Genomic DNA, 20,828 nt, shown 5'->3' with positions numbered 1-20,828 from the left:
CAATCCCTCTAATTTATTCTATTGGTTCTCACTCATATTCGCACATAGTCAGGAATAAATATGGAAGTAATTCATATTATCAAACTGCTACGTTTGACTGTATGGTTTGAACTAACATATAATATGTATAAATACATTAAACTGGGGTGATAAGATGGGGCAGTTTATCGTATTGGCGAATTAGCAACTATAGCTAATGTATCCAAAAGAACCATTGATTACTATACAAATATCGGACTTATTCAAGCGGAGCGTACAAAGTCAAACTATCGAATCTACTCTGAGGACGTTCTTTCAGACTTACGATTTATTGAAGAATGCAAACTTATGCATATTCCATTAGATGAGATTAAGAGAAAGCTAGAATTAAAGTCCAAAACAGACATGCACACTGGGGATGTTGAAAAACAAATTGATTTGGTTACTAAGCAAATCAAGCAGCTCCATAACGAAATAGCTGTATTATTGCCGCTTATTAATCATCTTGATAAGGAACAGATCAGTGATTTATCAAGAAAACTCAATATGGAAGGCTCAACATTAATCAAATCCCTTGTAAGCTTAACGAGTTAACACATTTTTTAAATTATCAGGAGGTGACACCTTACCCGTTACTCGGGCTAAGGGAACTTATTTGGACATATTAAACTTGGTTATTATAGCCATTTTAATTGCTTTGACAGCATTTTTTGTAACTTCAGAATTTGCTATTGTAAAGATTAGAAGTTCAAGAATTGACCAGTTAATTGAAGAAGGCAATAAAAGTGCAATACCAGCAAAGAAAGTGATTAGTCATTTGGATGAGTATTTATCTGCTTGCCAATTAGGAATAACAATAACTGCACTAGGAATTGGGTGGCTTGGGGAACCAACAATTGCACATATGCTGCGTCCGGTTTTCTCGCAACTTGACATTCCAAGTTCAGCATCACATATTCTTTCCATTGGGATTGCTTTTGCTTTTATTACTTTTCTGCACGTGGTTGTCGGAGAGCTGGCACCAAAAACACTTGCCATTCAAAAAGCAGAGTTAGTAACGTTGATCACCGCTCGCCCATTGATTTTGTTCTACAAAATTATGTATCCTTTCATCTGGGCATTAAACGGATCTGCACGATTCCTAACAGGTTTATTCGGCCTAAAGCCTGCTTCCGAACACGAGTTGGCCCATTCAGAAGAAGAACTTCGAATCATCTTGTCAGAAAGCTATGAAAGTGGCGAAATCAACCAATCAGAGTTTAAGTATGTAAATAAAATTTTTGAGTTTGATAACCGAATTGCAAAAGAAATTATGGTGCCTCGAACTGAGATTGTTTCATTCTCAAAAGACGATACACTTGAAAGCTTTTTACAGACTGTGTATGAGGAAAAATTTACACGCTATCCAATCATTGATGGAGATAAAGACCATATCATCGGATTGGTGAATATTAAAGAAGTTATGACTGACCTGATTAAGAATAGAGAAATCACAACAAATACGCTTGATTCTTATACACGTCCGATTATCCGTGTCATTGATACCATTCCAGTCCATGATCTTCTCCTAAAAATGCAAAAGGAAAGGATTCATATGGCTATCTTGATGGATGAATATGGCGGCACTTCTGGACTCGTGACAGTAGAAGATATTCTTGAAGAAATTGTTGGTGAAATACGTGACGAATTCGATATGGATGAAATCCCTGAAGTTCGCAAAATTAAAGAGGGGCACTATATCTTTGATTCGAAAATTCTAGTAAGTGAAGTAAGTGACCTGCTAGGAATTGATATCGACGATGAAGACGTTGATACAATCGGCGGCTGGATCCTAACGGAGAATTACGAAGCAAAGCAGGGAGATACGATTTACCTTGACTCCTATGCTTTTAAAATTATCGATATGGAAGATCATCACATTAAATACGTTGAAGTCACACGTGTACAAGAAAATGAGCAGCAGTCGCAAACACTGCCGATAACTGAAACACAAGTTGTATAAGTTAACCTATGCGCAAGCGCCTTGATCATCGCCGTACAAACTGGAGGGACTGCGACTGAGATAAAGGAAACACGGTGAGCGTAAGTGAACCGATGATGACGCAATCGTTGCGGAGGAGACCCGAAGTTTGATAGGCGATAGGACGCTTGCGCTAGACAATTCTCAGACAAAAAGGTAGTTAAACTTCCTTATCTTTTGAAACACCCCAGCCTTTTCTCCATAAGGCTGGGGTGTTTCATTATTCCTATTTAATCTTTGGGAGACGGATGGTAAATTTCGTTCCTTCCCTTTTTTCACTGCTTACTTCAATTTCTCCATCATGTAATTGGACTAATTGTTTAACAATAGAAAGCCCAATCCCAAACTCCCCATATGCTTGGTTTGTCCTCGATAGATCTGCTTTATAAAACCGGAGCCAGATCGATTCAATTTCCTCAGGATCGATTCCTTCACCCGTATCCTCTATTTCAATAATTGTCTCATTCTCTCCTACCTTTCCTCTTAAAGTAATCATCCCACTGTCAGTGAATTGAATGGCATTCTTAACGATATTGACAATTATTTGAATGAGGCGGTCATAATCAGCAAAAACCGTAATCCCCTCGTCACATTCAATCACGATCTGATTATTTTTTTCCCCTGCCTGTAAAACAAGCTGTTCCTCCACTACCTCAAGTATCTCGGTTAATTCAATTTCTATTTTGTTTAATTTCAGTTGATTGGATCGAATTTTTTCATAATCAAGATTTTCATTGACAAGACGTATCAGCCTTTTCGCCTCTCGATCAATGAGGATCATTCCTTTTTCAATATCCCCTTCAGGAATCAACTGATCTTTAATTCCTTCTGCAAGTCCGCTAATCGTTGTTAATGGAGTCCTCATTTCATGAGAAACATCCGCAATGAACTTTCTTCGTCTATTTTCCAACCGTTCAATTTCTTCATTCGATTCTTTCAGCTTCGCAGCCATTTCATTGAAATCTGTTGCCAATTGACCAATTTCATCCGGATTTGTATCTTTGACATGCACATCATAATTTCCTGCTGATATCATTGATGTCGCATTGCGGAAGTTTTTGATTCTCCTAATAATGCTTTTAGATAAAATCAGACTGATCAAAATGGATGCTGATAAGGAAATCACAATCGTATACAATAAAAACCGGTTTAATTGCCGAATCATATCCATCGCCCCTGTAATAGGCGATAACAGCAAAACCCCTCCCGCTAAGCGATCGCCTTGCATGAATGGCAAAGCAACATACGTCACTTCCTGACCAAATCGTTTAATATCATGCTTCACTGATACCCGATTGCCTTTTGAAATGGTCTTCCACTCAGACTCCGTTAACTTTATTAAGGGTGCACTTTGTAATTGCGGATAAATGACATTCCCTTCATAGTTAAAAAGAATATATTGAATATGCCTTGTTTTCAGTATCTGGCTATATTCTTCTAAAAAACTTTCCGTTCCCTCTAGTCTTACAGTTAAATCTTTTAATATTTGTTCCCCGTAATCATCCAATTCCTCCACTTTGTTTTGAAAGATATAGTTTTCAACGAACTGTGAAAAGGAAAAGCTTAAAATAAGAAAGGCTAGAATGAGAATGCTGATATGACTTATAAGAATTTGATAAAAAAACTTAATCTTCATTCTTAACTTCCGTTTCATCAAATTTATAGCCGATTCCCCATACCGTTTGGATAAATGGCTGAGCAGGTGTGCCAATTTTTCTTCTTAATCTCTTAATATGTACATCGACTGTCCGCTCATCTCCATAAAATTCATAACCCCACACACGGTCCAATAATTGCTCCCTGGAAAAAACCTGCTTCGGATTTTTCACGAAATAATAAAGTAAATCAAATTCCTTTGGCGTTAAATTAGAAAGAATTTGCCCTTTAAAGGAAACCTCTCTTGAATCCTTGCTAATCTGAAAATATTGACTGGAAATCATATTTCCGTCTTCCTTCTCCGCTGCTTCCATTTGATAGCGGCGTGTGACGGCCTTAATTCTTGCCATTAATGTTAATGGGCTAAATGGCTTCGTCACATAATCATCTGCCCCCATTTCAAGACCAAGCACTTGATCGGATTCACTGTCCTTTGCTGTCAGCATAATAATCGGCACCTGACTCAAATCTCTGATTTTCCGGCATAGCGTGACCCCATCCATAATCGGAAGCATCCAATCAACAATAATTAAATCCCATTTCCCTTTATTAAAACGGTCAAATCCATCCTGACCATTATGCACAAATTCGCCTTCATACCCTTCCTTCATAAAAAACATTTCTAACATGGAACAAACACTTTCATTATCTTCAACGACAAGAATTTTCATCTTACACCATCCCTAACTAAAAACTGCTATTTACTCTATTTAATCGAACTGTCATTCATTTTTCAATTAAAATAACTTTTTAATAAAAGTCCCAATTTTTTCCTCATGTGTTTTCTATTTTTGGATATGCTAATAACCGGGACAAGTCTACCACAAAAAAGAAGGAGTGCATAATAATGAAGAAACTTTCAATGATCGTTTGTGCATTAAGTTTCCTGCTATTAGGCTCGGGATTTAATCAAGCACCTCAATTGACAAATGCAGAGGAAGGAAAACAACAGGAGAATCCTCACCGCCATTTTATGAATGAAGCTGATTTTCAGCGGCTCATAGATCAGGGCTATACAAAAAAGGAAATCCTTAAAGCAGCTCACATCGCAAAATTTGCTGATAAGAAGATTGATGATGTACTTAAAACATATAAAGAAAGCGATTCTTCCTGGGAGAAAACAGCTGCACATTACGGGTTAGATATGGAGAAGCTAAAGAAACAATGCCATGAGCAAAAGGAAAAATTCCTTGAAGAACATAAAGAAGACGTCATTGAAAATGTAGCTGAATATACTGGAAAAACAGAAACACAAATCAAAAGCTGGGTTAATGAAGGCATTCCACTAAGGTTTATCGTTGGCGGTGCAGCGATGGCAAAGGCGAGTGGTAAAGACATGGAAGAGCTCATCAAAATGAAAAAGAACGGCCAATCCTTTCAAGATATTAAGAAGAGCCTCCATCTTGATAAAGGAAAATTACATGAAGAAATGAAAGTTTTAATGGGAAAAATAAAAGAGGATATGAAGAACTGACTTTTCCTTCATACCTCCGTTGTATCCATTACGGTGATTTTTTCTATACTAAAAGGCTGTCCAGGGAATGGACAGCCTTACTAATCAGGATAGATAGATGAAATAAGCAATAAATGCGATACATAAACCATACATAATCGGATGAATGGCTTTCACTTTCCCTAAAGCAAGCATGGTAACAGGGTAGAGAATAAAGCCTAACGCAATGCCTGTAGCCACACTATATGTTAATGGCATCATTAAGATTGTTACAAATGCCGGAACAGCAATTTCAAGCTTGCTCCAATCGATTTGTTTCACTTCCATTGCCATTAAAGCACCAACAATAATGAGGGCAGGAGAAGTTACTTCAGCAGTAACGACACCTAGTAATGGTGAAAAGAATAGAGCCACCCCAAAACAAGCAGAGATAATAATGGAAGTAAATCCAGTTCTCCCACCTGCCGCAATCCCAGCATTTGACTCAATCATTGCTGCTGTTGTTGAGGTTCCTAGCACCGCTCCAACTACTGTCGCACTTGAATCTGCAAGCAGCGCCTTTCCCGCATTCGGAATCTCATTATTCTTCATTAACCCTGCCTGGCTTGCAATCGCAATCAAAGCACCAGCTGTGTCAAAAAAAGCAACAAATAAAAAAGTAAAAATAACGGCAATCATTTCAGGCGTAAATATTTGATCAAGATGTGAAAAAACCTCACCGAATGTAGGTGCCATGCTTGGAATGGCACCGATCATTTTTTCCGGTGTATCAATCACACCTACGACCATTCCGATTATGGAAGAGATGGCCATCCCTAAGAAAATAGCCCCTTTTATGTTTCTCACCATTAAAATAATGGTAAGGATAAAGCAAAAGATGGCAAGTAAAGTTGCGGGTGACTTTAAATTGCCGAGCGATACGAATGTAGCATCACTCCCGACAACGATGCCTGCATTTTTCAGTCCAATAAACGCAATAAAAAACCCAATTCCGGCTCCAATCGCATGCTTTAAATCTTTTGGAATCACGTTGATGATTTTTTCGCGGATCTTAAGCAAACTCAGAATGACAAATAGAATACCTGATACAAAAACACCTGTTAATGCAGTCTGCCACGGAATGCCCATCCCGATGCATACGGAAAAGGTAAAGAAAGAGTTCAAGCCCATACTTGGACCAATGCCAATCGGGTAATTTGCTAATATGCCTATCAATAAAGAACCAATAATAATCGATAAAGCTGTCGCAGTAAAAACTGCCCCTTTATCCATACCTGCTTGACTTAAAATAATCGGATTAACAATTAATATATAAGCCATGGATAAAAAAGTTGTAAAACCAGCGATTGTCTCTTGTTTATACGTTGTCCCTCTTTGCAGGAACTGAAAAAATTGTGACATTGAAGTATCCCCTTATTTGAAAATGACTGCCTGATACTAGTATTTACCGAAGCGATATAAATAAAAAAGCTCCGCTATAAGCGAAGCTGCCAAATTTTACATAAGAGAATGGATTGCTTTCTAGTTTACTAGAATAGCAACGCACTTTTTCCCATGTAGTCAAGCTATTTACGGCAGCTCGGTAGAAACGTCCAGTCCATATTACTGAACATATACAGGTAAATATGAGTCTAATATAATGTTCATCATTTTAGCAAAAAGGAGGATATACAGTCAATTTTAATATGTATTCTGTTTATTTGAATTATTACATAGGACAGCTGTCCAGCAAATGGACAGCTTTTCAAAGGATTATACCGTTTGGTTTTCTTTTCGTTTATCAGAAATTATCACATTTTCTGGCGAGTGTGAAAGAATGAGCTGGAACTTTCCTTTTGAAGTGTTGATGGATATACATAAGCTATTTTCCTTATGAACAGAAACAATAGAATCATGATCTACCTTTTGCGGTTTCATCTCTAATTCGGTTCCTTTGTTAGACATATTCACTAGAAAGATGCCATTATGTAAATTTAAAAACTCACTGACTGATGCTTGGGCTAGTTCATCTGCTTCTGTTAATTTCTCCTCTGCAAATACGGAGGCGATTTCTAAAAATACTTTTTCATCTGCTGCAAGGGCAGACCATAATGGTTTTTCCCCTATTATTTCTTGAGAAACGAGCCATTCAGCGTCTGCATTTTTTTCCTCACTTGCCTCTACATATACTTCATCATCGATAAACCGAACGATATTTTTAACAAATAAAGATACATATTCGGCATACCCCTCTTTTTCTGGATGATTCGTATGAAGGAGGCTTTCAACGATCGCACCAATATCACCGCTCTTAATCGCTTCAAATTTTTCATTAGATAAACTATGTATTCTTTTGTATTCATTGAGAGCATTCGTGAATTCTTCAATCGTCATATAGTTTTGGTCTACAACTGCTTGTGCTAAATATAAATGTTTTTTCTTTTGTGATGATAGCATGAGATCCACTTGTTCTTTCGTTAAAAATCCAAGGTCCACGGCAATTTCCCCGAATCGTTTATCCTGCTGCTTTTGTTTTTCATGGATTTCTTCTACTTGTTTTGAGGTAAGCAAGCCTTCATCAACAGCAATGACGCCGAACTTTACATGTGTTATTTTTTGGAGGTCAAGTGCATGCTTCAGCTGGTGGGCAGTAATTAGCCCATTATTTAATAAGTAATGCCCAAAATATTGGCTAAACATGTGCGTTTTCCCCCTTTTCCCCTTTGATAACCTTCTCTATAATGGCTGTTACAGCTTCTAGTGTGATTGGCTTCTGAATAAAATCATATGCACCTAGATCAAGTGCTTTTTTCAGATGAGACTGTGTTCCAGCAGATGACGCCATAACGACCTTTAAAGCAGGATCTTCGTTCATGATCTCTTCTAAAGCTTTAATTCCATCCTTGCCCGGCATGACAATGTCCATGAAAATCAAATCTGGCTTCATTTCCTTTGCCTTTTGGATGGCTACAATTCCATCTTCCGCTTCCTCTATCGAATGACATTTACAAACTTCTAATATATTTTTAAGCTTTTTTCTAATAAGTGCAGAATCATCACAAATTAATACATTCAATTGTTTTTGCATTATTCACCACTCCTATTTTTTAGTAGTTTATAGGTTAAAAGTTCTACATATTATTACAAAATTCCTTCTTCGAAGTAAAATATATTACCATTTAACTATTACTTTTGTGATATTTTTGACATTTTATAAGCTTCTCTTTATAAGAAATAATTGAAAAAATGTTATAATAGAAGGAATAAATGAGTGCTAAATTGACAAGAGTAGTTCTTGTCATACAAGAATAAGTAATTGGGGGAAACCATATGATTGAACCATCAACAGAACATGCAGTCATCCAAACCGTTCATAAAGGCTTAACAAAAACTAAGCTAATAAAGAGCATCTTCTTTATTATTCTTGGCTCTATATTAATGGGTGTTGGAATTGAGGAGTTCTTAGTTCCAAACAAAATATTAGATGGCGGGATTGTGGGCATTTCTATTATTTTATCTCATTTAACACATGTGAAACTTGGCTTGTTTATCTTCATTTTAAATATCCCCTTCTTCTATATTGGATACAAACAGATTGGCAAGACCTTTGCCTTATCCACCTTATTAGGGATTGCCGTCCTTTCTGTTTCTACCATTCTTCTTCACGATGTTCCGGTATTTACAAAAGATCCCCTTCTAGCTACTGTATTTGGAGGAATCATTCTAGGGACTGGCGTTGGAATCGTTATCCGCTATGGCGGATCCCTCGATGGGACTGAAATTCTTGCCATCATTGTTAATAAAAGGCTCCCATTCTCAGTAGGAGAAATTATCATGTTTTTTAATATTTTCATCTTTGCATCCGCTGGTTTTGTATTTGGCTGGAATCGAGCGATGTATTCTGTGCTCGCCTACTTTATTGCTTTCAAAACAATAGATGTGGTTATCCAAGGACTTGATGAATCAAAATCGGCTTGGATCATAAGTGAAGAGCATAAATTAATTGGGGATGCCATTTTGGCAAGACTTGGTCGTGGTGTTACCTATTTAAACGGAGAGGGTGCATACACCGGTGACGATAAAAAGGTTATTTTTTGTGTCATTACCCGATTGGAAGAAGCAAAGTTAAAATCAATTGTCGAAGAACTGGACCCAAATGCCTTTCTAGCTGTAGCCAATATTTCTGAGGTCAGGGGTGGGAGATTTAAGAAGAAATCGATTCATTAATATTTGCTAATAGAAAAAGGTGCCGGAACATTGCGGCACCTTTTTCTATTCTGGATATAAATTATGAAACATTCTCTTCATAAAGTAATCATCCTCACATTTTTCCCGGATATACTGAATCTTCTTCCCCTTTTTCACTTGTTCATCAAGAACTATCCAATCATTTTCTTCACGTTTTAAATGGATAACTGTGTTATTGTTACCCTTGTCTTTATAGAAAACATACGCAGTATTCGGATCCCCATGGAAAAAATAAATTCTCTTTTCCCCTATAGATTCGCCGCCTATATGATCCTTTAAATGCTCAAGCTGCTTATCCTGTTTTCCAGTTAGAACTGTATATTTCATTAAGTCAATCATATTTATATACATACTCTGATCAATAATTTCATCATACTTATGTCCAAAACTTGTAAAAATATCATTCATTACCTGTTCATTAAATTCCTTATTTCGAATATCTTTTTTTCGTTCACAATCCATTTCTTTTTCCTCTTGTGCAAAAACAGAAATCGTACTAATCATTATCAAGAAAAAGGTCAAAACTAATATAAATCTAATTTTCCTCAAAGAATCACCTCGGATTGTATTTTTCCAGTATCCAAGAAAAATATTCAAGGATCATAAAATTTTCAGTTGAACGATTGGGAAACTACATACAATCTAAGGGTTATCATTTGAAAAAACAGCTTTAAAACGGTATTATTTTTTTCGAGTCAAAAATTAGGATGGTGAAAGATGGAAAAGAAACATCGATCGGAAAGTAAGCTGCATATTATTTATCGTTACATTATGCTGCTAATCGGCGCAACGCTGGCAGCATTGGCAATTGAACTTTTTTTAATACCAAATTCAATTATTGATGGCGGAATTATCGGGATCTCCCTTCTTATTAATCATCTAACAGACATTAGTTTTGGGATCCTTGTTTTCGTATTTAATATCCCTTTTATCTACTCAGGGTATAAAAATATCGGAAAGAACTTTGCCTTTTCCTCCCTTTTCGGTATTGTCGCACTAGCTATCATTGAACCTCAATTGCATCATATTACTCCCTTTACAACCGAACCGTTATTAGCAACTGTTTTCGGTGGATTATTATTAGGAACAGGGGTTGGAATGGTTATCCGTCATGGTGGTGCTTTGGACGGAACTGAAATACTAGGTATATTATTGACAAAGAAGCTTCCGTTTTCAATTGGTGAATTTGTCATGTTCTTTAATGTTTTCGTATTTGGCTGGGCAGGCTTTGTTTTAGGCTGGGAACAAGCGATGTATTCAATCATTACCTATTATATTGCTTCAAAAATGATTGATTCTGTCGTCCAAGGACTTGAAGGAGATACGAAAGCAGTCATTATCGTTTCTGACCATTATGAGGAAATTTCCAATGCCATTATTGATCGCTTAGGACGAACAGTAACAAAACTAAAAGGCAAAGGCGGATTTAAAGATAATGAGAAAGAAGTCATTTATGTCGTCATTACTCGTTTAGAAATTTCTAAACTGAAAACGATCATCGGTGAAATTGATACAAATGCCTTTACGACGATTATGGATACGCAAGAAGCACATGGAAGCAAGTTTAAATCAGCGATACACTAGCACGAAAAATAGAAAAATGCTTGGAGCTTGTACTCTGAGCATTTTCTTTATTGATCGGCTTGTAACAAGCCGCTCGATTAAAATGTATTACTTTACTTTTGAAATGGTCATCCCATCACCAATTGGAACAAGAATGGATTCTAATTGAGGATGATTAGCTACCGTTTCATTGAATTTCTTCATCAATTCTGTATGACGTTTAGGAGGCGTCTCGTCATCGGCCACACTGCCGCCAGCAAGAACGTTATCAGAAACAATGATAGCACCTGATTCAGCCAGTCTAATGCAATAATCCAAATAATTCTCATAGTTATCTTTGTCAGCATCAATAAAGAAAAAATCAAATTGCTTATTGTCTTCTGCTAATTTTTCCAGGCTTTTCATAGCAGTGCCGGTCATATAGGATACTTGCTCACCAAAACCAGCTTTTGATAGGTTGATGTATGCCAGTTTTGCGTAGCTCTCGTTTATTTCAAGTGAAGTTAACTGGCCTTCCCCACCAAATCCTTTCGCAAGACAAATGCCGCTATAGCCCCCTAGCGCTCCTATTTCTAGAACATTTTTTGCTCCTGAAATAGAAACAAGCATGGTTAAAAGTTTTCCGGATCCAGGGGATACCGAGATATTGCGCATCCCATTTTCTTTTATCGATAAAAGGACCTCATCCAAAAGAGGATCTTGATTAGGAAATAATGAATCGATATACATATTAATTGGTTTCATTCAAATTGATTCCTTTCTCCTCATGATCTAGTGACTTTTTATTGTCTATTTCAGCAGCTTCTATTGCTTCACTTTCACGTAGTTCAAACAATTGCATAAATTCATTGATGACCATATCAATGGCTTTTAATTCACCTACTAAAATTTGATTGATCGATTGAAACTCTGGTTTTTCTAATTGCTGCTTAATTGTATCCCGTTTGAGGTTCATCATTTCTAAAAAGGCAATCGCTCTCCCTCTGCGAAAGGTTTTGGGTCCGCGCTCTTTTCCTCTGTGACGCTCACCACGGTGGTGACCTTCTCTTTTATGTTCCTTCATTTTATCACTTCTCATAATTGAGCTCCTCCTTTTTTGTATACATTCGTATACAATCTACCACACTTTCGATTGTATACATTTGTATACAAAACGTCAATATAAAAAAAACCCATCTCAAAAGAGAAAGAGGTTTAATTTTTTTATTGAATTATTTAGGTTTTTTAAGAAAAAAGATAGAATAACCTAAATTTATAACAAATTTTTTTCTTTATTTCTAGTGTTTTATTACATCTTTTTTAGTCCTAAAGCGAGGGGAAAGTCTCCCAGCAAAAAAAATAACAGTCCAATTGATATAAGATTGGACTGTTATTTTTTGCTATTCGAATGTTCGTTTAATTACACGCATTTTCACTTTCATTCCCACTAAGTACAATCGCATTTCTTCCGCGATCATACTCAATGACAAGCTCCTTCACATCATGTTCCAATTGTGGATCAATGGCAACTTGTATTCCATTAATAATTAATACTTTGTCCTCTGCATCAGGCTCATCCAGAGCCATTCCCATTTGGGGTCCGCCTCAGCCAAAGCCTGCAAAGTATATTCGTATCCCCGTAGAGTTTTGATCCCGCAATACTTGCTTTAGCAAGTCCCGAGCTTCGTCCGTAATGTTCATTTTATATTCCCCCAATTGATAAAATAACATTTTGAGGAGAATGTGTAAAATTATCTATTTTTGATTCTACAGGCTAAGCAGGATCCGATTCCCTGAGGGATCTTCCGTCATAAATTGACCGTTTTCTTGAAAAACAGCTGCCCCTATTTTTTCTAAACTGGCAACAGCAGCTTTTCTAGTTTCCTCATTAGGGTAAATAAGAGTAAAATTTTTCAATCCTACACTGTTCTCAGATGGGGCTGGGGCACCTATGCCATTCCACGTATTTAATCCTATATGGTGATGATAGCGGCCAGTTGAAATAAACAGCGCCTGTCCTCCATATCTCGTTACAATATCAAAGCCAAGCCCTTTGCAATAAAATTCCTCTGTTTTGTGTAATTCTGAAACATGTAAATGAATATGTCCCATTATCGTGTCTGAAGGAAGTCCGCTCCATGGCTTTCCATCCCCTTCAGCAAGAATGCTTTCAATATCCAACCGTTCAGTCGACATGACTACCTCGGTTTGATTCCATTTCCATGTTGTTGATGGACGGTCCGCATAGATTTCTATTCCATTCCCATCTGGGTCAGCTAAATAGAGAGCTTCACTGACTAGATGATCTGATGCTCCCTGTAATGGATAGCCAATTTTAATAAAGTGTTCAATCACTTTGGCCAAATCCGAACGAGAAGGAAGCAAAAGGGCAAAATGATATAGACCTGTCGTACGTGGCTGTTTCGGGCGAATATTTTCAGGCTGTTCAATCGTTACTAGCGCTGTTTTTCCATCTGCTGATAAACTCGCTTTGTTTTCTGTTTGCTCTATTAGTTGAAATCCAATGACTTGCTGATAAAAAGTGATGGACCTGTTCAAATCAGCTACCTTTAAATGTACCTGGCTAACGAACACATTTGGTTCACGGTGGAAATTCATAATTGTGTTCCTCCTTAACTATTTTATTCATAATTTCAATAATGTAAGTTAGTTACTTTATGTAAGTAATTATATTTTTATAAATTATATATGTCAAGTAACTTTATTATTTGCTGTAATGGAGGTTATAATGTAAGAAGGAGTGATACAAGATGAATAAATCTCTTATATGCCCAAGATTTGAAAAGGCAATGAGTATTATTAGCCAACGATGGACCGGTTTGGTTATCTATCAGCTGTTAAATGGCCCGCAGCGTTTCAGCACAATTGAAGCAGCAATTGGGATAAGCGGAAGAGTACTTTCTGAACGGCTAAAAGATTTAGAACAAGAGGGAATTGTGAAAAGAGAAGTGTTTCCTGAAACCCCTGTCCGGATTGAATACTCATTAACAGACAAAGGACTATCATTAGAGCCGCTAATGAAAGATATTGAAAAGTGGTCTCAGACTTGGCTTGAACCAGTTGCTGCTGATTCCGAAAAATAAAAAAGCAATGGAGCAAACAATCTCCATTGCTTTTTTATCTTTTTGCACCAATAAGTGAAGGAGGAAAATAGATGGACATGCAAACCGATTCAATACCTCCCATTGGTGTTTGTAATTTTATAAAATCTCTAATTTGATACTCAATACCCCTTATTGGCGCCCTTAATCCTTCAAAATCTGCTAAATCGGTAACCAATACAGCCTATTGGCGACCTTTGTCCTCTAAAATCCGTTAATTCGGTAACCAATGCAGTTTATTGGTGACCTTATTCCTTCAAAATCCGCTAAACCGGTCACCAATACAGCTTATTGGCGACCTTTGTCCTCTAAAATCCGTTAATTCGGTAACCAATGCAGCTTATTGGTTACCTTATTCCTTCAAAATCCGCTAAACCGGTCATCAATACAGCATATTGGCGACCTTAACCTTCCAAAATCCGCTATTTCGGCAACCAATATAGCCTATTGGCGACCTTTGTCCTCCAAAATCCGTTAATTCGGTAACCAATACAGCCTATAGGCGACCTTATTCCTTCAAAATCCGCTAAACCGGTCACCAATACAGCTTATTAGTGAACTTAGTCAACAAAATTTAATAAAAACTATCACCAATCAATGAATTATAAATACTTTCTATGAATGCTTTTCCCATCATACGTAAATAGCATATTTTTCCCCTCAACGATTGTTTCCATATGAACACTTCTGCCCCAGAGCTGCTGTACGTATGGGAGGACCTTTTCCAAATATTTCAGGTCTAGCTCGATGCCTTCAAACCAATGCTTTAAGTAAAGCTCGCCATTTTTCAAATAATCGCCGTCATTCACTGTTAAATAAGGGAAACCGCCATTAACACGCATACTGACTAGCTGATCACGAACATTTTCCCATTGCTTGTCAACTACCTTATAATCCTTGCCTTGTTTTTGAAATAAATACATATCCTCACGCATGACAAGGTCTTTTGTTAAATAGTTTCGCAAAAATGAGATGTCTGACTCAATTTCACGAACCTCAAACATTTTTTCACGTCCAGATCCTGGTTCCACTCCACGTTTCTTCATTTCTTCAGTCGGGTTATCAAATCTTTCTTCAATATCCTCGAAGATTTTCAAACCTAGATAATATGGGTTGATGCTTGTTCTTGATGGCTGGACGACTCCCGCATTTAACTTCGCAAATTCAAGTGCTTCGCCGCTAGTTAAATCCATTTCTCTTAAAATACGCTGGTGCCAGTAAGACGCCCAGCCTTCGTTCATAATTTTTGTTTCTAACTGCGGCCAAAAGTACAGCATTTCTTCCCGCATCATCGTTAAAATATCTCGCTGCCAATCAGATAATTCCCTGCTGTAGCTTTCAATGAATAAGAGCAAGTCTTTTTCTGGCTGTGGAGGAAATTTCTTTTTCCTTTTTCGGACAGACTTTGGTTTGTTTCTTTCATCAAGATTCCATAAATCATCATAGGGGGACGAAGCTAATGTTTCTTCTTCCTCATATTCATCATCATTCAAATTCCATGAAAGCTTCGGTCTCATAAGGGAAGGATCAATATGCTCTTCAATTGCCAAAACGGCATCGAGAAACGTTTCCACTTCTGTTTTTCCATGTTCAATTTCGTATTGTCTAATACGTTCTGCTGTAGCAGCCATGCTTTCCACCATATCGCGTTTCGTGTTCTGAAAACGCATATTATTTTTAAAGAAATCACAATGGGCCAATACATGAGCGACGATTAATTTATTCTGAATTAACGCATTGGAGTCGAGCAAAAAGGCATAGCAAGGATTTGAATTTATGACCAGCTCATAAATTTTTGAAAGCCCTAGATCATAGTGAAGCTTCATTTTATGAAACTGCTTGCCAAAGCTCCAGTGGGAAAAGCGTGTTGGCATTCCATATGCACCAAATGTATAGATGATATCAGCAGGACAAATTTCATAACGCATAGGGTAGAAATCGAGTCCGAAGCCAGTAGCAATTTCTGTAATCTCCTGAATCGCATAATTCAGTGCTTTCCTTTCGTCTTCACGCATTCACTACTCCCCCTTTTTCGTCTTATCACAATCTATGAGAAAAAGGCGGGAATGATGTATTATAAGGTCAAACTTCCAAGGATTACACAAAAAATTCCACAGGGGGATGCTCTAGAACATCACCCTATGGAATTACAAAAGATGCTACTAATCATGGACTATTCCAGGTCATTCTGACAGGCGCTGATAAAACGCTGAAATCCTACTTTTCCCTCTTCATCCCGCTTAAAAACAGCGGCATCTTCTAGTCCCTTTAAAAACTTTTTCCCGACTTCCCTGCTTATAAATAAATCAATATTTGTTTCAGGGTCAATCGATTGGTAACATCCTTTTAGTTCTTCAGCCCATGCAATATGATAGTCGGCAACCATATGAACATCACCCAGAATATACTTTTTCACTTCCTCAAGTTCCTCTTTTAAACGAGCCGGCAAGACAGCAAGCCCCATCACTTCGATCAGTCCAATGTTTTCCTTTTTAATATGATGAACATCTTCGTGAGGATGAAAAATCCCTAGTGGATGATCTTCGTTCGTGCGATTATTTCGCAGAACTACATCTAATTCAAAGAAGCTCCCGTTTTTTCTGGCAATAGGGGTAATTGTATTGTGAGGGATCTCACCAGTTCTCGCGATGATTTCAAGTGCTTCATCACTGTAATTTTGCCACTTCTCTAAAATATGCGCTCCTGCCTCAACAAGAGATTGGCTTTGTTTAGAACGAAGGCGAATCACGGACATCGGCCATTTGACAATAGAACATTCCACATCTGGAAACCCTGCCAGTTCAAAGGTATACTCGGAATCAGCCTTAGCCATCGCAAATTCGTAATGGCCCCCTTGGTAATGTTCATGGGATAAAATCGACCCGCCAACAATCGGCAACTCCGCATTCGAACCTAAAAAATAGTGGGGGAACTTCTCCACAAAGGTTAACAGCCGTAAAAACGTCTCAGCGTTGATCACCATACCGGTATGCTTATCGGAAAGCACGATACAATGCTCCTGATAATAAACATACGGCGAAAATTGAAGATACCAGCTATCCCCAAGCAAATTCAAACGAATTATCCGATGATTAGAGCGGGCAGGATGGTCAATTCTCCCCGCATATCCTTCATTCTCAATACAAAGCAGGCATTTCGGGTAGTCCATTTTTATAGCCATCTGTTCAAGCTCGATACTTTTTGGATCCTTTTCTGGCTTCGATAAGTTAATCGTAATATCCAATTCTCCATATTCAGTATCGACCTTGTATTCAATATTTTGATGGATTCTCTTCATCTGAATGTATTGGCTATTTTTACTTAATTCATAAAAATACTCGGTTGCAGACATGGGGCTCTGCTGATATTTATCATAAAAAATCTGATTAACGGTTGATGGACGTGCAATCAAGACACTCATTAGTTTGCTTGAGAAGATTTCCTTTTCATGAAAAACATCTTCTATGATTCTATGAGCACATGCGTATTCAACTATTTTTTCAAGTAAATCAGGGATATCATCGTCATTTCCCCTATCTTCATTTTCATCCTTGAACTCAGCAAGATGCAGAAGTGATAAGATTTGATTGCGGGCATAGATCACATCTTCCTGCTCAATTAAACGGGCAGCAATAGCTTGATTGATTAATTGTTGAACCCATTGTTGAATCACTTTTTTCACCTCTATCTGAAGCATACATGACTAGTCACCGCTCATAAAATTAATTTACCTTATCAAACCAGGGGCTGGCAGTCTTCCTTAATACTGCATTTAATTCCTCAATATTTCTCTTTCCTGTATTCTGCAGCCAGTCGCGTCCTGCTTTTTCCCCATCAGCGGCAAATGGAGCCACGCCATCCTTCCAAGTTGCACGCCCACATAATACCCCATTAAAAGTAGATCCCGAATTTTTAGCAAGTGTTAGTGTTTCTTGGAATAGCTTTGCACTTACACCAGCACTTAAGAAGATAAACGGAAGCCCAGTTGCCTGACTTTGTTCTTTGAAATAAGATGCTGCTTCTTCTTGACTATACACAGCCTCGCCTTTTGCATAGCCTTCTACAAAGTTCATATCTACAGGAACTTCTACTTTCAGCACATCCACATGATACTGTGGCTTAGAAAATTCCCTCATTGCTTCAATAACCTTATGAGGCTTCACTTTTGCATACTCCTTACTTTTCGCATCAGCAATTTCAGCATCATATGTAACAATTTCTAAGAAAAACGGGATGTCTTCAGCCACACACTCTGACCCAACACGCTCCATGTAAACATGTTTATAATCGTTAATTTCTTCAGACTGATCCACATCATAATAAAGCAGGAACTTAACGGCATCTGCGCCAGCTTCTTTCAAACGTTTTACTGACCATTCAGATAATAAATCCGGCAAACGTCCCACATCTGTTGCATCATAGCCCGTTTTTTCATAAGCCACTAATAAGCCGGCATTTTTATCGCGAACCTTTGCTGCAGGTAAACCATATTCAGGATCTAGCAAAATAGATGTGGAATAGGGAGTTAATTCTTCAGAAATTAACTTTTTGAAATCAATCACTCCTGCATCACCTATTTCATTCGAATGAGCGGCTATCATTTTTTTCAGTGATCCGCGCTGGTCGATCGCTAATGCACCAATTACCCCATTTTCATCTGATAAACGTTTTAGTGCTTCCAATTTATTCGTGGTAAGTTCCACCATCATCATTCTCCTCTATTAATCTATTTTTTCTACCTTCACTAAATCAAAGTATTGGTCAAACTTTTTCATATTAATAGAACCAGTTCCAGCTTCCATTGCATTTAACATTCCAGTCACCATCGCTGTTTTCAGCAGAGTTTCTGTAGATTTCTCCCGTTGCATGGCCACCGCAAAGCCCGCGACGGTCGCATCACCAGATCCTACAGGATTGATGACATCTATTTTTGGAATCGTCACCCGGTAATCGTCTGCCAGATGCCTGACGAAGGCACCCTCACTACCCATGGATACAATAATCCATTCAATTCCTCGGAACATAGCATGTTTCAAGGCTTGCTGAATACTATTTGTATCATTATTCACATCTGTACCAAGCAATTGAGATAATTCTGTTGTATTCGGTTTAATGGCAAATGGCTTTTCGTCATGCAGCAACACCTGTTTCAATGCTTCCCCTGAAGTATCCAGAATTACTGGGACGCCTCTTCCTTGGGTGATCCCCACCATCTTGCAGTAAAAATCAGGCGGTAAGCCTTTTGGCAAACTGCCTGAAATAGTCACAAGCGAAACCGAAGAAAGCAAATCTTCATATTTATCTATAAAAGCTTTCCCTTCTTCTACAGATAATGTTGGACCTGTTTCTAAGATTTCTGTTTGCATGCCTTCATGAAGAATCGCAATACAATTTCTGGATTCCTTTTCAATTTTTAAAAAGGTGTTGGGGATGGAACTTTTGTTTAATTCTTGAATGATATATTCACCAATCGTTCCTCCCAACACACCGGTTGCTAACACGTTCTCACCCATTTGTACAATTACCCTGGCAACATTTAAGCCTTTGCCGCCTGCAGTTTTTCGAACATGTTCCACACGATTGACATCATCTAATTTAAATTGGTCAACCTGATAAGATATATCAACCGATGGATTCATTGTTACAGCTAAAATCATCGCAATCACTCTTTCTGGTTGTTTAGACTCGATAACGGCAGACACCATCCAAATAAGTTGCTATTAAATCCATGGAAGGATTCAATACGATAAAGTCGGCAGCATACCCTTTCGCAATCCTTCCGCATTCACTATCCATTTGAACACTTTTTGCCGGTGCAGTACTTGCCATATAAATTGCTTCTGACGGTGTGGCTATCCCCCACTGGACAACGTTTTTAACCGCATCCTTTAATTGCAAAATACTGCCTGCCAAACTCCCGCCTTCCATTCGGGCAGCGCCATTCTTCACCTCGACAGGAAATTCTCCTAGTTGATACATTCCCTCAGGCATCCCGCCTGCCATCATACAATCCGTTACCATAACCATTGAATGTCTGCCACGAGCATTCATTAAAATGTTTGCAGCCACAGGATGAACATGGTGGCCATCACAGATAATTTCGGCAAAAACATCTTTAAGGCTCATCGCTGCACCAACCATTCCTGGCTCGCGATGGTGCAGTCCACTCATCCCATTAAACGTATGAACAAAAATGGATGCCCCTCTTTCGACCGCATGCTTCGCTTCTTCATATGTTGCATCACTATGGGCTAGCGCAACTGCAATCTTTTCTTTCACTGCATACTCAATAAATTCTGCTGCCCCTTTTCTTTCGGGAGCAATCGCAATTTTTTTTATTAATTGATTCGATCGTGCCTGCCAGATGTCCAGTTCAGCAATTGAAGGATCACGGAAATATTTTGTATTCTGAGCCCCTTTATGCTTTTCTGTAAAAAATGGCCCTTCCAAAAAGATTCCTTTAATTTTTGCCCCTTGCACCTTTGAATAATTGGCTCCAATCATTTCAACCACTTTATTTAATAATTCATGAGATGATGTTAGAGTAGTAGGCAAAAAGGAGGTGACGCCACAGGATAACAGACCTTCTGAAATCTGGTTCAATCCATCAAAGTTATGATCCATAATATCGTGATTCTTAAAGCCATGAATATGTGTGTCTACTAAACCAGGCGCAATCCAATGTCCACGATAATCGATGATTTCAGCTGCTGCATCCGGTCTCTTTTCTGTAAAAGCACCAAACTTCCCATTTTCAATTTCTAAGAAGCCTGGGCCTGCCACTTGATCATCAAGAAAAAACTGATCGGCACAAATGAATGTAGACATG

21 protein-coding genes and 1 riboswitch are annotated in these 20,828 nt (G+C 38.0%); of the genes, 6 read left to right on the top strand and 15 right to left on the bottom strand.

Translation table 11 applies throughout. The features are described from left to right. Positions 1-171 precede the first annotated feature (171 nt). Both AN957_RS28790 and AN957_RS08165 read left to right on the top strand, forming a co-directional pair. Complete coding sequence (locus AN957_RS28790) at positions 172-573, top strand: MerR family transcriptional regulator (RefSeq protein ID WP_075209109.1); 402 nt, start codon at positions 172-174, stop codon at positions 571-573. Positions 574-634: 61 nt separating this feature from the next. After that, on the top strand, positions 635-1,981 hold the full coding sequence (locus tag AN957_RS08165) for a hemolysin family protein (protein WP_053475116.1): 1,347 nt from the start codon (positions 635-637) through the stop codon (positions 1,979-1,981). 244 nt (positions 1,982-2,225) lie between these two features. Here the strand turns inward: AN957_RS08165 and AN957_RS08160 are convergent, their stop codons facing one another. Together AN957_RS08160 and AN957_RS08155 are read right to left on the bottom strand one after the other, a co-directional pair. Next, entirely contained in the window at positions 2,226-3,635 is a 1,410-nt protein-coding gene (locus AN957_RS08160; RefSeq protein ID WP_053475115.1) for a sensor histidine kinase, read from the bottom strand. Further along, positions 3,625-4,326, bottom strand: coding sequence for a response regulator transcription factor (locus AN957_RS08155; protein WP_053475114.1), 702 nt, complete (start codon positions 4,324-4,326; stop codon positions 3,625-3,627). Before AN957_RS08155 ends, AN957_RS08160 begins: the two co-directional genes overlap by 11 nt. Positions 4,327-4,502: 176 nt before the next feature. Here AN957_RS08155 and AN957_RS08150 point away from each other — a divergent pair, with 176 nt between their 5' ends. Further along, complete coding sequence (locus AN957_RS08150) at positions 4,503-5,129, top strand: hypothetical protein (protein ID WP_053475113.1); 627 nt, start codon at positions 4,503-4,505, stop codon at positions 5,127-5,129. A gap of 84 nt (positions 5,130-5,213) precedes the next feature. Here the strand turns inward: AN957_RS08150 and AN957_RS08145 are convergent, their stop codons facing one another. The 3 genes from AN957_RS08145 to AN957_RS08135 all read right to left on the bottom strand — a co-directional run bounded on the left by AN957_RS08145 (position 5,214) and on the right by AN957_RS08135 (position 8,175). Beyond that, positions 5,214-6,509: an NCS2 family permease gene (locus AN957_RS08145; RefSeq protein ID WP_053475112.1), complete on the bottom strand. Its 1,296-nt coding sequence runs from the start codon at positions 6,507-6,509 to the stop codon at positions 5,214-5,216. Between the two features lie 136 nt (positions 6,510-6,645). Then, a riboswitch (purine riboswitch) is annotated at positions 6,646-6,747 on the bottom strand. A gap of 113 nt (positions 6,748-6,860) precedes the next feature. Further along, positions 6,861-7,787 carry a cyclic di-GMP-binding domain-containing protein, MshE-related gene (locus AN957_RS08140; protein WP_056683392.1) on the bottom strand — a complete coding sequence of 309 codons (927 nt, stop codon included), beginning with the start codon at positions 7,785-7,787 and terminating at the stop codon, positions 6,861-6,863. Next, entirely contained in the window at positions 7,780-8,175 is a 396-nt protein-coding gene (locus AN957_RS08135) for a response regulator (RefSeq protein ID WP_056683389.1), read from the bottom strand. The genes AN957_RS08140 and AN957_RS08135 overlap by 8 nt, the downstream gene beginning before the upstream one ends. Positions 8,176-8,417: 242 nt before the next feature. On the opposite strand from AN957_RS08135, the gene AN957_RS08130 reads away from it, so the two are divergent. After that, a complete protein-coding gene (locus tag AN957_RS08130; RefSeq protein ID WP_053475109.1) occupies positions 8,418-9,314 on the top strand; it encodes a YitT family protein in 897 nt (298 codons plus the stop codon). A 45-nt stretch (positions 9,315-9,359) separates the two neighbouring features. Here the strand turns inward: AN957_RS08130 and AN957_RS08125 are convergent, their stop codons facing one another. After that, positions 9,360-9,797: a hypothetical protein gene (locus AN957_RS08125; RefSeq protein ID WP_142107876.1), complete on the bottom strand. Its 438-nt coding sequence runs from the start codon at positions 9,795-9,797 to the stop codon at positions 9,360-9,362. 255 nt (positions 9,798-10,052) lie between these two features. On the opposite strand from AN957_RS08125, the gene AN957_RS08120 reads away from it, so the two are divergent. Continuing rightward, positions 10,053-10,919: a YitT family protein gene (locus AN957_RS08120; RefSeq protein ID WP_053475107.1), complete on the top strand. Its 867-nt coding sequence runs from the start codon at positions 10,053-10,055 to the stop codon at positions 10,917-10,919. A gap of 87 nt (positions 10,920-11,006) precedes the next feature. On the opposite strand, the gene AN957_RS08115 is transcribed toward AN957_RS08120, so the two are convergent. From AN957_RS08115 to AN957_RS08105, 4 genes are all read right to left on the bottom strand, one after another. After that, positions 11,007-11,642, bottom strand: coding sequence for an O-methyltransferase (locus AN957_RS08115; protein WP_056683386.1), 636 nt, complete (start codon positions 11,640-11,642; stop codon positions 11,007-11,009). Further along, positions 11,629-11,976, bottom strand: coding sequence for a hypothetical protein (locus AN957_RS08110; protein WP_056683383.1), 348 nt, complete (start codon positions 11,974-11,976; stop codon positions 11,629-11,631). Before AN957_RS08110 ends, AN957_RS08115 begins: the two co-directional genes overlap by 14 nt. 317 nt (positions 11,977-12,293) lie before the next feature. Next, positions 12,294-12,470, bottom strand: coding sequence for a hypothetical protein (locus tag AN957_RS27590; RefSeq protein ID WP_156319093.1), 177 nt, complete (start codon positions 12,468-12,470; stop codon positions 12,294-12,296). 174 nt (positions 12,471-12,644) lie between these two features. Continuing rightward, a complete protein-coding gene (locus tag AN957_RS08105) occupies positions 12,645-13,496 on the bottom strand; it encodes a VOC family protein (RefSeq protein WP_053475104.1) in 852 nt (283 codons plus the stop codon). A 152-nt stretch (positions 13,497-13,648) separates the two neighbouring features. On the opposite strand from AN957_RS08105, the gene AN957_RS08100 reads away from it, so the two are divergent. Then, positions 13,649-13,981 carry a winged helix-turn-helix transcriptional regulator gene (locus AN957_RS08100; RefSeq protein WP_053475103.1) on the top strand — a complete coding sequence of 111 codons (333 nt, stop codon included), beginning with the start codon at positions 13,649-13,651 and terminating at the stop codon, positions 13,979-13,981. A 620-nt stretch (positions 13,982-14,601) separates the two neighbouring features. On the opposite strand, the gene AN957_RS08095 is transcribed toward AN957_RS08100, so the two are convergent. The 5 genes from AN957_RS08095 to nagA all read right to left on the bottom strand — a co-directional run bounded on the left by AN957_RS08095 (position 14,602) and on the right by nagA (position 20,827). Then, a complete protein-coding gene (locus tag AN957_RS08095; RefSeq protein WP_056683380.1) occupies positions 14,602-16,014 on the bottom strand; it encodes a SpoVR family protein in 1,413 nt (470 codons plus the stop codon). Between the two features lie 158 nt (positions 16,015-16,172). Then, positions 16,173-17,672: a UDP-glucose--hexose-1-phosphate uridylyltransferase gene (galT, locus tag AN957_RS08090; protein ID WP_172797628.1), complete on the bottom strand. Its 1,500-nt coding sequence runs from the start codon at positions 17,670-17,672 to the stop codon at positions 16,173-16,175. Positions 17,673-17,721: 49 nt separating this feature from the next. Next, complete coding sequence (gene lacD, locus AN957_RS08085) at positions 17,722-18,705, bottom strand: tagatose-bisphosphate aldolase (RefSeq protein WP_056683377.1); 984 nt, start codon at positions 18,703-18,705, stop codon at positions 17,722-17,724. 15 nt (positions 18,706-18,720) lie between these two features. Beyond that, positions 18,721-19,656, bottom strand: a complete 936-nt coding sequence (gene lacC / locus AN957_RS08080; protein WP_056683374.1) for a tagatose-6-phosphate kinase — start codon at positions 19,654-19,656, stop codon at positions 18,721-18,723. Between the two features lie 22 nt (positions 19,657-19,678). Further along, positions 19,679-20,827, bottom strand: a complete 1,149-nt coding sequence (gene nagA / locus AN957_RS08075; protein ID WP_053475098.1) for an N-acetylglucosamine-6-phosphate deacetylase — start codon at positions 20,825-20,827, stop codon at positions 19,679-19,681. Between the last annotated feature and the right edge of the window lies 1 nt (position 20,828).

The organism is Cytobacillus solani (genome assembly GCF_001420595.1).
Classification (GTDB): domain Bacteria; phylum Bacillota; class Bacilli; order Bacillales; family Cytobacillaceae; genus Cytobacillus; species Cytobacillus solani.
Note: the sequence above shows the minus strand (reverse complement) of the source record. Positions and strands in the feature narration are given on the sequence as shown.

Excerpts from the sequence above, each read along its gene's own strand:
- AN957_RS08160 (WP_053475115.1), bottom strand. The coding sequence starts at position 3,635 with ATGAAGATTAAGTTTTTTTATCAAATTCTTATAAGTCATATCAGCATT.
- AN957_RS08155 (WP_053475114.1), bottom strand. The coding sequence starts at position 4,326 with ATGAAAATTCTTGTCGTTGAAGATAATGAAAGTGTTTGTTCCATGTTA.
- AN957_RS08150 (WP_053475113.1), top strand. The coding sequence starts at position 4,503 with ATGAAGAAACTTTCAATGATCGTTTGTGCATTAAGTTTCCTGCTATTA.
- AN957_RS08145 (WP_053475112.1), bottom strand. The coding sequence starts at position 6,509 with ATGTCACAATTTTTTCAGTTCCTGCAAAGAGGGACAACGTATAAACAA.
- AN957_RS08140 (WP_056683392.1), bottom strand. The coding sequence starts at position 7,787 with ATGTTTAGCCAATATTTTGGGCATTACTTATTAAATAATGGGCTAATT.
- AN957_RS08135 (WP_056683389.1), bottom strand. The coding sequence starts at position 8,175 with ATGCAAAAACAATTGAATGTATTAATTTGTGATGATTCTGCACTTATT.
- AN957_RS08130 (WP_053475109.1), top strand. The coding sequence starts at position 8,418 with ATGATTGAACCATCAACAGAACATGCAGTCATCCAAACCGTTCATAAA.
- AN957_RS08125 (WP_142107876.1), bottom strand. The coding sequence starts at position 9,797 with ATGGATTGTGAACGAAAAAAAGATATTCGAAATAAGGAATTTAATGAA.
- AN957_RS08120 (WP_053475107.1), top strand. The coding sequence starts at position 10,053 with ATGGAAAAGAAACATCGATCGGAAAGTAAGCTGCATATTATTTATCGT.
- AN957_RS08115 (WP_056683386.1), bottom strand. The coding sequence starts at position 11,642 with ATGAAACCAATTAATATGTATATCGATTCATTATTTCCTAATCAAGAT.
- AN957_RS08110 (WP_056683383.1), bottom strand. The coding sequence starts at position 11,976 with ATGAGAAGTGATAAAATGAAGGAACATAAAAGAGAAGGTCACCACCGT.
- AN957_RS27590 (WP_156319093.1), bottom strand. The coding sequence starts at position 12,470 with ATGGGAATGGCTCTGGATGAGCCTGATGCAGAGGACAAAGTATTAATT.
- AN957_RS08105 (WP_053475104.1), bottom strand. The coding sequence starts at position 13,496 with ATGAATTTCCACCGTGAACCAAATGTGTTCGTTAGCCAGGTACATTTA.
- AN957_RS08100 (WP_053475103.1), top strand. The coding sequence starts at position 13,649 with ATGAATAAATCTCTTATATGCCCAAGATTTGAAAAGGCAATGAGTATT.
- AN957_RS08095 (WP_056683380.1), bottom strand. The coding sequence starts at position 16,014 with ATGCGTGAAGACGAAAGGAAAGCACTGAATTATGCGATTCAGGAGATT.
- lacD (WP_056683377.1), bottom strand. The coding sequence starts at position 18,705 with ATGGTGGAACTTACCACGAATAAATTGGAAGCACTAAAACGTTTATCA.
- lacC (WP_056683374.1), bottom strand. The coding sequence starts at position 19,656 with ATGATTTTAGCTGTAACAATGAATCCATCGGTTGATATATCTTATCAG.
- nagA (WP_053475098.1), bottom strand. The coding sequence starts at position 20,827 with ATGTCTACATTCATTTGTGCCGATCAGTTTTTTCTTGATGATCAAGTG.